The following is a 15203-nucleotide window of genomic DNA, read 5'->3' as shown; positions in this document are numbered from 1 at the left end:
ATTAAAATAAAAAAACCGGAGTAAAACTCCGGTAAAAGTTAGAAGAAAGGTATGTAAAAATATCAACTTTGAATAAAATTAGATTTCACTTGCGTGTTGTTTTAAGTAGCTAGCAACACCATTTGGATTTGCTTGCATACCTTGCTTACCTTTAGTCCATTGAGCAGGACAAACTTCACCATGTTCTTCATGGAATTGGAATGCATCAACAATACGTAGCATTTCATCTACGTTACGTCCAATTGGAAGATCATTGATAGTTTCATGACGAACAACGCCTGATTTATCAATAAAGAATGAAGCACGAAGTGCAACGCCTGCTTCAGGATGTTCAACACCGTAAGCTTGCATAATGCTATGTTTGATATCAGCAACGATCGGGAATTTTACTTCGCCAATACCACCTTTATCTTGTGGAGTATTGCGCCATGCATTATGGACATATTCGGAATCCATTGAAACACCAATAACTTCTACACCACGTTTTTTGAATTCTTCAAGACGGTGATCAAAAGCAATGATTTCTGATGGACATACAAAAGTAAAATCCATAGGCCAAAAGAATACTACTGCATATTTACCTTTGATATGTTCGGCTAAATTAAAATTATTTACTATTTCACCAGAACCAAGCACTGCAGATGAAGTAAAGTCTGGTGCCTTACGAGTTACTAATGTCATAAAAAGTCTCCTTGTGTAACTGAATTTGTAATTTATTTGCGGTGAATTATAGCAGTATATATCAATACGCCAAGTTGTTATCAGCGATTGATTTCATAAGTTTAAACTATGATAAACAAATTATTATTCGGTTTTAATTATCATTTTCTTTGGTTTACCCTTGTTTTTAGTATCTCGATGACGCTGTTTTACTTTTTTCTTTTTCGTATCTTCTTGTTTTTTAGCTACACTTTTTTGTTTAGCTTTTTGTGATTGTTTCTTTTTAGTCACTGGTTTTGGTGCTTTGGTTTTTGGTCGTAATTCATCAATGGTTCTTAATTTAATCGGTTCACGTATATAACGTTCAATTTTTAGTAATAACTCATTATCGTGAGCTTCAACTAACATTATTGCAGTACCTTTTTTTCCAGCACGAGCTGTACGGCCAATGCGATGTAAGTAAACATCGGCGGTTTTAGGTGCATCGAAATTGATGACATGGCTTATATCGTCAATATCTATTCCTCTAGCGGCAACATCTGTTGCAACCAACACCTTAACTATGTCATTACTAATTCTTTTGATTGCTTCATTTCTTTTGGCTTGAACCATTTCGCCTTCTAGATAACAACTTTGAATACCTGCTTGATGAAGTAATGTTACTAATTCATGCACTCTTTCCCGTTTACGAACAAATACAATCGTTTTTTTCACTTCATCTTGTTTCAATAAATACGTTAATAATGCAACTTTATGGGCAAAATCATCAGCGCGATAATAAAATTGCAGAATTTTTTTTCGTTCTTTTCGCGAAGGATCGGCATTGATTTCAACTGGTTCTTCAAGAATACGATTAGCAAAGCTATGTAATCCGTCACCTTCAAGCGTAGCTGAAAATAATAACGTCTGTTTGCGCCAACGGGTTTCAGCAGAGATAGTTTCTACATCCTGAGCAAATCCCATATCTAACATACGGTCTGCTTCGTCCAATATTAACATTTCAACTGCACGACAATCGAAGTTTTCCTCTTTAATATACTGTAATAATCGACCAGTAGTGGCTATGACAATATCTTGATTTTTACTAAATACTTCAGCATGGTTCATATAAGCAACTCCACCAGTAATCGTAGCGATACTTAGGTGAGTTGACTGCGTAAGTAATTTTGCTTGCTCAGCTATTTGGATTGCGAGTTCTCGAGTAGGGGTTAGTATCAAAACTCGTGGGGGTCCTGGTTTTCGACGAGGAAAATCAAGTAAATGTTGTACCGCTGGAATCAAAAAAGCTAAGGTTTTACCGGTTCCGGTTGGCGCCGATCCTAAAACATCCTTACCATCTAATGCTACAGGTATAGTTTGTGCTTGGATTACCGTTGGTGTATTAATATTTTGTGCTTGTAGATTGTCAATTAGGATATCATCTAACTGTAAATCGGAAAAAGTTTGTGTAGTCATAATGCTCTTTTATCTATCATTTTGTCCCACATTATAACGGCAATCGCTATAACTACAATCTTTATCGACACGCAACTGATTTAGCTTTAAACAAGCATAAAACTGGTTTTGACGACAAATGCGGTAGATAATAAAGTCGTTACTCGCTTATAACCTTATCATAGGTTAGGGATTATGATAGAATTAAACACTTTATAAGATAGCGAGTACTATTCACACTTTATCTAAATTGATGATCGAATTATAAATATGACAGAATCTTTTTCTAACGACAAATATAACCAGCAGTTACAAAATAAAATAACCAATTTAAAAATATTATTATCTGATTTTTCATTACCCGATTTACAGGTTTTCTCTTCACCAATTAGTCACTATCGTATGCGAGCTGAATTTAGAATTTGGCACAACGGTGAGGAGCTTTATCATATTATGTATGATAAAAAAACTAAAAAAAGAGTAAGAATTGATAGTTTTCCAATTGCATCACAATTAATTAATCGTGCCATGCAAACAATTTTACCGTTACTTCAATATAATGATAAGTTGCGCCATCAACTTTTTCAGATTGATTATTTTTCCACGTTGAGCGGCCAGTTATTAATAACACTCTTATATCATAAAAAATTAGATGACCAATGGATAGTAGAAGCTGAGCGTTTAAAACAACAATTAGCTGAGCAGGGTATTATTGCCAATTTGGTAGGTCGAGCTAGTAATCAAAAAATTGCGGTAAATGTTGATTATGTCGATGAGGTTTTACCCATATTTGATAAGAACTTTAGTTATCGACAAGTAGAAAACAGTTTTACTCAACCTAATGCTGCTATCAACATTAAAATGTTGGAGTGGGCAATATCGGTTACTAAAGATTCTAAAGGTGATCTTCTAGAATTTTATTGTGGTAACGGTAATTTTTCGATTGCCTTGGCACAAAATTTTCGTAAGGTGTTAGCGACCGAGATTGCCAAAGCTTCGGTCTATTCAGCGCAACATAATATCAAAATCAATAATATTGATAACTTAATTATTGCCAGATTATCGGCCGAAGAATTTACCAGTGCAATTAAAAAAGAACGACAATTTAATCGATTGCAGGGCATTAATTTAGATGATTATCAATGTCAAACCGTATTAGTCGATCCACCAAGAGCAGGATTAGATGATAATACGCTTGAGATTATCCAAAGTTATCAAAGAATTATCTATATTTCTTGTAATCCGAGTACGTTAAAAAATAATTTAGAACAACTTACCAAAACGCATCATATTGAACATTTTGCCATGTTCGATCAATTTCCTTATACCGATCATATTGAAACTGGTATTGTTTTTCGTAAAAACTAATATCAACCATATTCAATTACGGTTAAATTTGCTAAAATAAAATTAGTTTTATAGTGAATTAGCCGTAATCCATAAATAAATTTACGTCAGTAAGTATTAAAGGCAAAAAAAAACCCTAGATCAACTAGGGCTGCATTAAATTGCAAGGAATGGATGAAAGGAAATAAAACAATGAAACAATACTGTCTAGCCTCATGAATCATTGTGGCGATACTATAACAAATCAAAACCGACTGATTAATGACGCTTAGGTTACAAAATAGTCATTAAATTGTCATGATGTCATTTCCCTTTTTCATATATCCTATTACTGCATTATGCAATTTCGATAACCTGATAGAACATTAAGGAATATTCAATATGAAATTGTTAGTTGTTGAAGATGAACAAAAAACAGGTGAATATCTACGCCAAGGATTAGTTGAGTCAGGATTTATTGTAGATCTCACAGATAATGGCTTAGATGGCTATCATCGCGCAATGACTGAAGATTATGATTTAATTATTCTAGATGTAATGCTCCCTGATATTGTTGGTTGGAAAATAGTTCAGTCTTTACGTGAAGCAGGTAAAGACACGCAAATTATTCTTTTAACTGCAATGGGAAGTGTTGAAGATAAAGTTAAAGGGCTCAATTTAGGCGCTGATGATTATTTAGTTAAACCATTTTCTTTTGCCGAACTATTAGCAAGAGTTAAGTCATTATTAAGACGAAATGTACCACAAGTTAATAATTATCAATTAAGTATCGCAGATCTTGTTATGGACTTACCTAAACGAACCGTAACCAGAGGTGATAAAAGAATTGATTTAACCAATAAAGAGTTTTTATTACTGGAATATTTTTTACGTTATCCTGGTGAAGTGCTCCCTAGATCACTCATCGCTTCCCAAGTATGGGATATGAATTTTGACAGTGATACCAATGTTATTGATGTAGCAATTAGGCGTTTGCGGAACAAGATCGATGCTGATTTTGAACCAAAATTGATTCATACGGTCCGAGGAATGGGATATAAATTAGATGTATTGGATGAAGAAAACTAACATCATATCATTTCGTATACCACTTATTGTATGCCTACTGACATGTGGGCTACTTTATTGTTTTAGCTATCTTATTGAACATACTTTTGAAAAAATTTCGATTCAACAAAATGTCACAGAACTGAATTCTGTCATCACCTCAATCGAGCGTGAGCTTACCTATTATTCGCCCGATGAAAACCGTGATGAATTTTTTCAAAATCTTTTACTTATTTTAACCGGTCATCATCACTTATTTGTTTATATTATTGATGATTCAGGAAAAATTGTCTATCGTACCCGAGGGCCAAATCTATCTATTGCTTTATCTCAAGAAGATTTTGATCGTTTAATTACTGAAAATAGTACTGCAATTTGGAATATTGATAAATCGTCTTATCGTATCGGAGCCTCTAGAGTACTGTTGGAGGAAGGTCGCCAATATACGACGATAGTTGCAGTAGCGCGTGATTTACAACTAGAATTTATTAAGCGATTGAGAAATGGTTTAGGTTTACTTATTGTTATTTCTTGTGTTTTGGCTTTAATAGGGTCATTAATTTCAATATATTTTACGCAAAAACCGATCAATCGTTTAATTAAAAAGATTGAAGGCATTAATATGAAAAGTTTAAATTATCGTATTTCAACCAAATCAGTACCGGTGAAATATGTTAGTTTGGTTAAAGCTTTTAATAATATGCTTCATCGAATGGAAGATGTTTTTGATCGGCAACGCAATTTTACTGCTGATATCGCTCATGAAATGCGCACGCCAATTACTAATTTAACCACACAAACGCAAATAGTATTGAATAATGCGAGGTCAACCGATGAATATCGAGAAATTTTATATTCTAATTTAGAAGAGTATGAAAAAATGTCTCAGATGATTTCTGATATGTTGTTTTTGGCTCAAGCAGATAATCATCAATTGGTTCCTAACCTTATCGATATTGATTTGCACTCCATGATCAGTTTGATGTGTGAATATTTTGAACCTCTAGCGGATGAAAAAAATATTACTTTTGATATCGAAGGTAGTTGTTCTCATATTGAAGGCGATAAAATGATGTTAGGACGAGCGATAAGTAATATCTTATCCAATGCCATTCGTTATACCCCTACAAATAAGACAATCAAAATTAGCTTGAGTCAAGTGAATCAAAAACGAATTCAAATTATTATTGCAAACCCAGGTAAAAAGATTGAAAGTCGCCATTTACCACATCTTTTTGATCGTTTCTATCGAGTCGATGAATCTCGGCATCGTAATGGTAAAGATAGCTCAGGAACAGGGATTGGTTTAGCAATCGTTAAATCTATTATCGACACGCATAAAGGTCATATTCATGTCGAATCTGATGATTTATCAACTCGATTTATTATCAAACTTCCTACCGTTATTTAACGTCAAAATCACTTATTAGTAGATTAGCTGCCGCATAGGCAGCTTTTTCTCGTAATTCAGCAGGTACTTGTTGATTATCAACTATCTCATTGAGAACTATCATTACCGCGCCCAACGCATCATCAATATAACCTAAATCATTACTACCAATTTGTGCATATTTTTCCCGAATTAGCTCACTATATTTGTTCATTTTACTATCCTACTGATTAAAATAATTTAAATATGATTTAAATAAATGTTATTAACTGTTGATAAATTTCATCAGCAGTTATGGATTGCATCGTTTTATCTGTGGAAATGATGCTATGCTGGTTTTTGCCATATCCGCCAATAAGTTTCGGATCGGTATTGCCAAATAAAGTAATATTAGGTCTATCCAATGCTGCTGTTAAGTGGCTTAGTCCTGTATCGACGGATACTACAGCTTTGGCACCAGCAATAACTGTTGCAATTTCATTAAGAGATAATTTAGGTAATACTTCAACATGTTTGAACCCTTGAGCTAAACGTAATGCACGTTCTTGTTCATGTGGAGCTCCCCATGGAAGTTTAACTTTTAGACCAGTAGGTTCAATTAGCTTAATTAAATTACGCCATGCCGATTCAGTCCAATGTTTTTCATCACGGGTAGTTGCATGTAGGAAAATCAAATATTTTTGGTTATCAGGTGGTAATGATGTTAAAAAATGATCAGCAATAGCATAGTCACCAATCGAATCTGGTTGTGAGTAGCTAAGGCTTTTAGCAAATAACATACGGACACGTTCAATGGCATGCATCTGTTTAGGAACATGATGTTTTACGTCATAAAACCAACTTGCAATTGGTTCTTTTATGCTTTGGCGATCCAAACCATGTTTGATACCTTTCGCTTTACGAGTGATTAAAAATGCACTTTTAATTAGCCCTTGAGCATCAATAATGCAATCATACTGTTGACGCTGTAAGTGTTCTATAAATTGATGGCGTTCTTGACGGATATTCTTAGCGAACCAGTTTTTTCGCCAACGTCTAATTGCAACCGGAATGACGTCATTTACTGCAAAATGCCAACTGGGAATTTGACAAAAGTTTTCTTCAACAACCCAATCAAATGTTATATCAGGTATGCAGTTAGCTGCATCAGTTAAAGCAGGTAAAGTATGCAATACATCACCCATAGATGAAGTTTTAACAATTAACACGCGCATAATTAACAGCTCTTTTCACAGCGAACGATAAGATTCATTAATGTTTCAAATACTAAATCTGGTTTTATATCAATAAGGCTTTGATGATATCCTTGTTCTGCATCACCTTTACGAACGCGATGATAGCCAGTGATTAAACGGATCACTTCAGCTTTATCGGAAAGTGGCGGGGTAAAATCAGGACTACTTGGCCCATAAAGTGCCACTAAAGGTTTATCAAGCGCTGCTGCAACATGCATTAACCCAGAATCATTTGTGACTATGGCCTTACATGCAGAAATCACATTGATTGCCTGGTCTAATTTTGTTTGACCAGCCAGATTGATACATTGATCACCATGTACCATTTTGGCAATAATTTGTTCGCCAACCGGCTTATCTTTTTCTGAACCAAAGATAATAATTTTAGCATGCTGTTTTACGATTAAATCAGCTAACGCGGCATAGTGATAATCAGGCCAACGTTTGGCTGGACCAAATTCAGCACCAGGACAGAAACCGATTAAAGGCACGTCACTAGGAATATTAAACGTTGCTAATGCTTGATCTACTTCATCTTTTTCAACACTAAGCTTTGGCCACAAAATTGGTTGAGGCAGATCTTTAGCTGAATGAATATCTTGTTTAGGGTAGGCGAGAGCGACATAGCGTTCTACCATTAATGGAAAGGCTTGTTTATCCAGCACTCTTAAATCATTTAATAAGCCATAACGCATCTCACCTTTCCAACCTGTACGTTTAGCAATTTTAGCAAAAAAAGGAATAAGTGCCGATTTAAATGAATTAGGTAAGATGATTGCTTGGTCGTATTGATTATTGCGTAATTCCTTTCCTAACTGATAACGTTTGCTTAAAGCAAACTCACCATGGCTAATAGGCATAGCAATTGATTGATTTACTTCAGGCATTTTATCTAATAAAGCTCGGCACCAAGTTGGTGCCATCACATCAATTTCAATAGATGGATCTAATTGTTTTAATGTGCGATATAAGCTTTGTGACATCATCATGTCACCAACCCATGAAGGACCAATAATCAACGTTTTCATTGCGGTTCCTTTATTGTTGGTTTAACCATTGCATATATTCAGTTGTTCCTTGAGACACTGTTTTAAACTCAATTGGACAACCTGTTTTTCTGAATTTAGTCAGATCAGCTTGAGTAAAGCTTTGATAGCGTCCTTTTAAGTGTTCAGGGAATGGAATATAATCGATTTCGCCTTTGTGATGATAGTCTAATACTGCATCAGCGACCGATTGGAATGATTCAGCACGACCAGTTCCACAATTAAAAATGCCAGAAACTTTGTTTTTCCAGAACCATAAATTAACTTCAACCACATCGCCAACGTAAATGAAATCACGTTTAAAATTATCACTGCCAGCAAATAATTTAGGCTTTTCTCCTTTAATTATTTGTTCATTCAAGTGGTAAGCAACGCTAGCCATGCTACCTTTATGGTTTTCACGAGGTCCATAGACATTGAAATAACGAAAACCACAAATTTGTGAACTTGCATTAGGTAAAATTTCTCGTACGTACTGGTCGAATAAAAACTTTGAATAACCATATACATTCAAAGGTTTTTCATAAACTCTATCTTCAATAAAATTGTCACTACGTCCTCCATAAGTTGCGGCGGAAGAAGCGTATAAAAAAGGAATATCAAAATCTAAACAATAATGCAGCAAATCTTTTGAATAGTTGTAATTATTTTCCATCATAAATTTGCCATCCCATTCAGTAGTAGATGAACAAGCTCCTTGATGAAAAATAACTTCAATATCCAGATTTTCACCGGAGACTATTGCTGAAATAAACTCATCTTTATCCATATAATCAGCAATATCTAAATCTGCTAAGTTGGCAAATTTAGTACCATCGGTTAAATCGTCTACTACTAAAATATCTTTTCGGCCTAACTCATTCAAACCTTTTACAATATTACTTCCAATAAAACCTGCACCGCCAGTAACAACTATCATAATGACACCTTTAACTAATAAAATTAATGGCACTATAATAACGATTTATTGGCAAATTTTCGAGTGCTCTTTTAGTTATCTTAATTTTGTTTGTTGTTACTTGATGATCATAAAATTTGATTTAGTGATATATATCTGTGATATGAATCATGCCAATAAATTGTTTTTTATTACCAATCACAGGTAAAACGGTTATTGGTCTAGGTTTATGTTGTTCCATTTTATGTAAAGCCTCAGATACATATTGGCTATGTTCAATAGTTATTGGTGTGGTTATCATTAACTCAGAAACTTGAATATCTAACAGATTAGAGTGATATTGTAATTGTCTACGAATATCCCCATCGGTAATTATGCCAAGTAATACATTGTTCTTATCAACTATCGCAACAGCTCCTATCCCCGAATTCGTCATAGCAAAAATAGCGTCAGAAATAGATTCTTCTGCAGTAATAGCAACATTTCTACTATGTTTTTCAACTAACTGTTGCACTGTCATTAAACGTATTTGGCCTAGATTTCCGCCTGGATGATAAAAAGCAAAATCTTGTGAGCTAAATTTCTTTGCATGCATCACTGATATTGCCAGTGCATCACTTAAGGCTAATTCTACCGTTGTACTTGTTGTTGGTGCTAAATTGAGAGGGCATGCTTCTTGGTCTACATGGGCATCTAAATTGTAGGTTGCAAAGCGAGCTAAGGTTGATAATGGATTACCACAAATTGAGATTAACGGAATATTAATTTGTTTTATTGTCGGTAAAATATTCACAATTTCGGCTGTTTCTCCACTGTTTGAGAGGGCAATAATGGTGTCATCTTTAGTAATGCAACCTAAATCACCGTGAATAGCTTCGGCTGGATGTAGATAAAAAGATGGAGTACCTGTGCTCATAAATGTAGCGGAAAGTTTACGAGCAATATAACCAGGTTTTCCCATTCCTGTCACGATAACTCTTCCTTTGGTATGCAAAATTAATTCTACAGCATGGAAAAAAGTTTCATTAATTGAGTTAACAATTTCTTCTATTGCAGCAGCCTCTTGTTTTAGAACTTGTTTGGCTAGTTGTAACGTTTCATTTTTGCATACTTGAAAATCTTCTGATTTTGTTGCCATATCCAAATTATCCTTATTTATAAATTAAATTAACTCTGATGAAGCTTGCATTAGTAGATATAGAAATTGTATGCATAAAACTGAAGATAATTTTATTGATTCACAAAAAACTAACTAAGAAAAAGTGAAAGTTTGATTCAGATCACATTTGTTAAACCCGGTTGTGAAAGTGTTAAAAGATTAACATTTTGTTGATTATTTTATTACTACAATGACGCCAACTTAATTGGGAAACTCGCTATGAAACAAGAACTACCAAGATATAAAAGAATTTTAGAGTACTTAGATGAATATGATGTTGCCAACATCAATTTACTATCTAATTTATTTTCCGTTTCTCATATGAGCATCAGACGGGACTTAAAACTTTTACAAGAAAAAGGATTAATAAAAGTATCGTATGGAGGTGAAATAAAAAGAAGTTTTTTAAATGGTACCCCCCTTTATGACATCAAACAGAATCGATTTTCTGAAGGGAAGAAAAGAGTAGGGAAAATAGCGGTAAGTTTATTACAACCAGGGATGGTAATTTTTATTGATGCAGGAACGACGATGCGTGAATTTGCCTTGAATATCAATGTTCCAATTACAGTAATTACTTTAGATTTACATGTGGCCTTGGAGTTATCTTCTCGGCCAGAAGTGAATACGATTATTTGTCCTGGTGAAATACAAACTACAAATGCCTCAGCTTATAACACTCAAGCCATGAAGTATCTTTCAGAACAGGTTATTGATTTAGCCTTTATTGGTGCGGATGGTTTTAATCTAGAAGATGGTGCATTGACCACAACACAGATTAAAGCTGACTGTAAATGGATGGCATTATCTAGATCTATTCAATCGGTTCTTTTGGTTGATAGCAGTAAATTGGGGCTTAGATGTCGTTTTAAAATCTGCGATTTAAATCGATTTAATTATCTTATAACTGAAAAACAATTTCCTAGTAATTTTGAAAAACAATTAATAAAACAGGACATTAAATATATTTATTAACTGATGTAACTAATATTTAGTTAATTTTGGTAGATGTATAAAAGTTCATTTAGTGAGCTTAATTTTTGAGAGGAAGCAAAAATATGAAAGTTGCCGTTGTAGCTGATGATTTGACAGGTGCTAATGCTACCTGTGCTTTATTAAGCAAAAAAGGGTTTAATGCAATTACATGTTTAGAAAAATTTAATGAAGATCTTTCTAGATTTGATGTGATTTCGTTTGCAACTGATTCACGTTCAATACCTTATAAAGAAGCGTATTCACGGGTTGTCGATTGCATAAGCCAGTTTAGTAAATATCAACCTTTAATTAGTAAACGTATAGACTCAACGTTGCGAGGTAATCTAGGGGCAGAAGTTGATGCGGTTATTGACAATGACCCTAATCTTATGGCTTTGGTTGTACCTGTGTATCCATCTAGTGATCGAATTTGTGTTGGCGGTTCTTTATTAGTTAATGGTGTGCCATTACAGAATACAGCAATGCGTAATGATCCTAAAAATCCGATGACGGAGTCTTCAATTTTAGAATTATTTCGTTGCCAATCTCGATATCCAGTCTCACATATTGCTCTCAAGGATGTTTTAGAAGGCAAAGATAGAATTGAGCAGCGTTTAAAACAAATATATCAACAAGGTGGTCGTATTGTCATATTTGATGCTACTACGGATACCGACATTAGTGTGATAGCGCAAGCAGCAAATAATGTTAATTTGCCTGTTTTTTGTGTTGATCCGGGACCATTTACAGCCCAATTTGCTGATCTACGTTATTCATCAGAACGAAAGATGGCCAACAAAGTGTTTGTCGCAATAGGCAGTGTGTCTGATCTTACTCAAAGACAAATAAGAAAATTGAAATATGACCGAAAAGTTTGGTTAGAAACGATATTGGTTGATGAATTGATAGAAATTTCTAAAGATATCAAGAAAGCTAAACCAATTGTAGATAAATTACTGAAAAAAGTTGAGCAATTTGATGTGATCGGCATTGATACCGTTGAAATGCCTGAGCATGTTTGTGATTTAGCTAAGTTAGCAGCTAACAATAATATGAGTATGAGTGAAATTAGTAATACCTTGAATCAAGCTATTGCCGAAATAACAGCTCAAGTTTTATTCCATCCGGAATCTATTATCAGAGGCATTTATACCAGTGGAGGGGATGTCACGGTAAATGTGGTAAATCGATTAGGAAGTAGTGGTTTTTTACTTAAAGATGAAGTTGAACCATTGACGGTTTATGGACACCTTGTCGGCGGAAAATGTGATGGTTATTCGATAGTAACTAAAGGTGGCTTTGTCGGTAATGATAATACTTTAGTTCATTGTATCGACTATTTGAGTACCAAGATTTCATCACATGAAAGCTTGAAGCATTAATACCTTATAACTAGCTCAACTTAGATAAAACAGCATAAGTTGAGCAAATTTTGAATAATTTTAAAGGAGTAATAAATGAAACGTCGTTGTTTAATCGGAGTACCTATGGGCGATCCGGCTGGTATAGGCCCTGAAATTGTTGTGAAAAGTATTGCAGCACCAGAAACATATGAATATGGATGTGTACTGGTAACTGGTGATAAAAAGGTGTTAGCTGATGCGTGTAAGTTTTCAAAAGTTAACTTACAGATTAATGAAATTACCGATCTAACTCAAATACAAGATAAACCTAACGTATTGAATCTTATTCAGTGTGGCGAATTAAATTATGATACGTTTAAAATTGGCCAAATTGAAGGGCAATGCGGTCAAGCTGCATTCAACTATATTAAAGTTATCACAGAGCTTGCTATGGAAAAAAAACTTGATGCCATTGCAACAACACCTATCAATAAAGAATCCCTTAAAGCTGGTAATGTTAACTATATTGGTCATACCGAGATATTAGCAGATCTTACTGGTAGTCAAGACCCACTTACTATGTTTCAAGTTCGAGATTTAAGAGTGTTTTTCTTAACTCGTCATTTAGCATTGGTTAAAGCCATTGAATCATTAACACCAGAAAGAGTCTGTGATTATGCTATTCGTTGTAACGATGCATTGGTTAAATTAGGGATCAATAAACCGAGAATGACGGTTGCCGGTATTAATCCACATTGCGGAGAACATGGTCTTTTTGGTCATGAGGATGATGATGTCTTATTACCCGGTATTGAAATGGCTCGTAAACAAGGAATTGATATTAATGGTCCTAAACCAGCTGATAGTGTTTTCCATTTTGCTATGGGTGGTGGCTATGATGCTGTTTTATCTCCGTATCATGACCAAGGTCATATTGCAACGAAAATGGTTGATTTTCATCGTACCATTTCTATCACTAATGGAATGCCGATTCTTCGTACATCTGTTGACCATGGGACAGCAAATGATATTGCCGGAAAAGGAATCGCTAATCCAGTGAGTTTGATTGAGGCTATACGTTTAGCTGCGCTATACGCACCAAATTTTAAACGTTAATAAGTAGCTATTATTACTTATAACAATTTATTTTTCGGTAATGATTTCGTCATTATCGAAGGAGGGTTTGCATATGTCTAAAAAAGAAAATAATAATAAATCACTTTATCCTTATGTCTTATTAAATGGCATTATTTTAGTGGTTGTCGGATTAATTGTTTTTTATCTAGGAAGTTTACATAGTATTGAGAAGAGCAGCTGGCGAATGGTTGCCGGCTTACTCGTTGCAATTACTTTGTTACTATTTATGATTTTAAAGACAAGAATTCAGGCATTTCCTGCATTGATTATATCCGCTTTAATTACTGGCTCACTGGGTGGTATGCCTGGTGAATTTATGATCGCAACGATTAGTAAAGGCTTTGGTAATACGCTCGGTAACATAGGGATCGTTATTGGTTTTGGCGTTATGATGGGGTCAGTTTTGCAGATGAGTGGTGCAGCACAAAAAATGGCTCAAGTTTTTATTAACCTTTTAGGAAAAGGCAGGGAAGAGTTAGCATTAGTCATTATCGGTTTATTAGTGAGTTTAGCTGTATTTTGTGATTCAGCATTTATCGTTCTATTACCATTAGTGAAAGCAATTTCACGTAGTACAGGTAAATCTGTGGTCGGACTTGGTTCAACATTGGCTATGGGGCTTGTTATTAGCCACAGTATGATTCCACCAGCGGTAGGACCATTTGGTGTAGTTTCACAATTTGGTATTGGCCTTGGTGAATATATGCTATGGGCAATGGTTGTTGCTATACCTATTACTATTGCTGGATTTATTTATACTCGCCATGTTGGTCGTAGTATTTATCAAATTCCAACGGAGGATGGTGAGAATTTTACCCGTGAACGTCTAACAGTTACTTCGCAAAATTTAGAAGATGATCAACAATTACCTAGTGCATTAGCATCTTTTGCACCAATTGTAACTCCGATTATTTTGATATTAACCGCTACTTTAGTAAATGAAATGAAATGGGATAGTTCGATTGCCATTATGTTAAAAACAATTGGACACCCAATTGTAGCTGTGGGCATTGGATTATTAATTGCTATCATGGCATTAACTAACTCATTTCCTCGAAAAGATGTTGTGCATCAAATGGAAAATTCAATTCGCTCTGCTGGTATTATACTGCTGGTTATTGGCGGTGGTGGCGCATTAGGAATGGTATTACGTGACTCAGGAACAGGTCAAATTATTGCTGAATATATTGTTAAAATTGGTGTGCCTGGTATTTTGTTACCATTGACGATTTCAACTTTGATTCGCTTAATTCAAGGTTCTGGTGTCGTTGCCATGATTACCGCAGCGAGTATTACTGCACCAATGATTGGCACCTTAGGTGTAAATCCAATTATGGCCGGGTTAGGGTGCTCAATTGGTTCTTTTATGTTTTCTCACTTCAATGATGCTTATTTTTGGGTAGTTAATCGTTCATTAGGGGTAACAGAAGTTAAAGAACAAATTAAAGTTTGGAGTATTACTTCAACGGTATTATGGGCCGCAGGAACAGTGACATTATTAATTGTTAATGCCATTTTCTTCTAAGAAAATA

General features: G+C 34.7%; 14 protein-coding genes. 7 read left to right on the top strand and 7 right to left on the bottom strand.

From position 1 onward, the window contains the following. Positions 1 to 78: 78 nt before the first annotated feature. Positions 79 to 681 carry a peroxiredoxin C gene (locus H3U96_RS02125; RefSeq protein ID WP_034902551.1) on the bottom strand — a complete coding sequence of 201 codons (603 nt, stop codon included), beginning with the start codon at positions 679 to 681 and terminating at the stop codon, positions 79 to 81. Between the two features lie 123 nt (positions 682 to 804). Continuing rightward, positions 805 to 2115 carry an ATP-dependent RNA helicase SrmB gene (gene srmB, locus H3U96_RS02120; protein WP_198195410.1) on the bottom strand — a complete coding sequence of 437 codons (1311 nt, stop codon included), beginning with the start codon at positions 2113 to 2115 and terminating at the stop codon, positions 805 to 807. Positions 2116 to 2364: 249 nt separating this feature from the next. Here srmB and trmA point away from each other — a divergent pair, with 249 nt between their 5' ends. From trmA to H3U96_RS02105, 3 genes are all read left to right on the top strand, one after another. Next, a complete protein-coding gene (gene trmA / locus H3U96_RS02115; protein WP_198195409.1) occupies positions 2365 to 3462 on the top strand; it encodes a tRNA (uridine(54)-C5)-methyltransferase TrmA in 1098 nt (365 codons plus the stop codon). A 360-nt stretch (positions 3463 to 3822) separates the two neighbouring features. Beyond that, positions 3823 to 4509, top strand: a complete 687-nt coding sequence (locus tag H3U96_RS02110; RefSeq protein ID WP_034902561.1) for a heavy metal response regulator transcription factor — start codon at positions 3823 to 3825, stop codon at positions 4507 to 4509. Beyond that, complete coding sequence (locus H3U96_RS02105) at positions 4496 to 5899, top strand: heavy metal sensor histidine kinase (RefSeq protein WP_165596306.1); 1404 nt, start codon at positions 4496 to 4498, stop codon at positions 5897 to 5899. The genes H3U96_RS02110 and H3U96_RS02105 overlap by 14 nt, the downstream gene beginning before the upstream one ends. On the opposite strand, the gene H3U96_RS02100 is transcribed toward H3U96_RS02105, so the two are convergent. The 5 genes from H3U96_RS02100 to H3U96_RS02080 all read right to left on the bottom strand — a co-directional run bounded on the left by H3U96_RS02100 (position 5892) and on the right by H3U96_RS02080 (position 10195). Continuing rightward, positions 5892 to 6092 (bottom strand): YaeP family protein, encoded by a 201-nt coding sequence (locus tag H3U96_RS02100; protein WP_198195408.1) that lies wholly within the window; start codon positions 6090 to 6092, stop codon positions 5892 to 5894. The genes H3U96_RS02105 and H3U96_RS02100 overlap by 8 nt on opposite strands. Positions 6093 to 6129: 37 nt before the next feature. Next, complete coding sequence (gene rfaC, locus H3U96_RS02095; RefSeq protein WP_086356907.1) at positions 6130 to 7092, bottom strand: lipopolysaccharide heptosyltransferase RfaC; 963 nt, start codon at positions 7090 to 7092, stop codon at positions 6130 to 6132. A 2-nt stretch (positions 7093 to 7094) separates the two neighbouring features. Continuing rightward, a complete protein-coding gene (gene rfaF, locus H3U96_RS02090) occupies positions 7095 to 8141 on the bottom strand; it encodes an ADP-heptose--LPS heptosyltransferase RfaF (protein ID WP_086356908.1) in 1047 nt (348 codons plus the stop codon). A gap of 10 nt (positions 8142 to 8151) precedes the next feature. Beyond that, positions 8152 to 9078 carry an ADP-glyceromanno-heptose 6-epimerase gene (gene rfaD, locus H3U96_RS02085; RefSeq protein WP_086320175.1) on the bottom strand — a complete coding sequence of 309 codons (927 nt, stop codon included), beginning with the start codon at positions 9076 to 9078 and terminating at the stop codon, positions 8152 to 8154. Positions 9079 to 9199: 121 nt separating this feature from the next. Continuing rightward, complete coding sequence (locus H3U96_RS02080) at positions 9200 to 10195, bottom strand: SIS domain-containing protein (protein ID WP_086356909.1); 996 nt, start codon at positions 10193 to 10195, stop codon at positions 9200 to 9202. Positions 10196 to 10435: 240 nt separating this feature from the next. Between H3U96_RS02080 and H3U96_RS02075 the strand changes: the two genes are divergently transcribed. The 4 genes from H3U96_RS02075 to H3U96_RS02060 all read left to right on the top strand — a co-directional run bounded on the left by H3U96_RS02075 (position 10436) and on the right by H3U96_RS02060 (position 15196). Continuing rightward, positions 10436 to 11191: a DeoR/GlpR family DNA-binding transcription regulator gene (locus H3U96_RS02075; protein WP_065579162.1), complete on the top strand. Its 756-nt coding sequence runs from the start codon at positions 10436 to 10438 to the stop codon at positions 11189 to 11191. Between the two features lie 83 nt (positions 11192 to 11274). Continuing rightward, a complete protein-coding gene (locus H3U96_RS02070; protein WP_065651907.1) occupies positions 11275 to 12573 on the top strand; it encodes a four-carbon acid sugar kinase family protein in 1299 nt (432 codons plus the stop codon). A gap of 75 nt (positions 12574 to 12648) precedes the next feature. Then, positions 12649 to 13650: a 4-hydroxythreonine-4-phosphate dehydrogenase PdxA gene (gene pdxA / locus H3U96_RS02065; RefSeq protein ID WP_065579160.1), complete on the top strand. Its 1002-nt coding sequence runs from the start codon at positions 12649 to 12651 to the stop codon at positions 13648 to 13650. Between the two features lie 205 nt (positions 13651 to 13855). Further along, on the top strand, positions 13856 to 15196 hold the full coding sequence (locus H3U96_RS02060) for a GntP family permease (protein WP_065651964.1): 1341 nt from the start codon (positions 13856 to 13858) through the stop codon (positions 15194 to 15196). Positions 15197 to 15203: the final 7 nt, after the last annotated feature.

Origin of the sequence: Gilliamella sp. M0364, assembly GCF_016100565.1 — a bacterium.
In the GTDB taxonomy this organism is placed as follows: domain Bacteria; phylum Pseudomonadota; class Gammaproteobacteria; order Enterobacterales; family Orbaceae; genus Gilliamella; species Gilliamella apis.
Note: the sequence above shows the minus strand (reverse complement) of the source record. Positions and strands in the feature narration are given on the sequence as shown.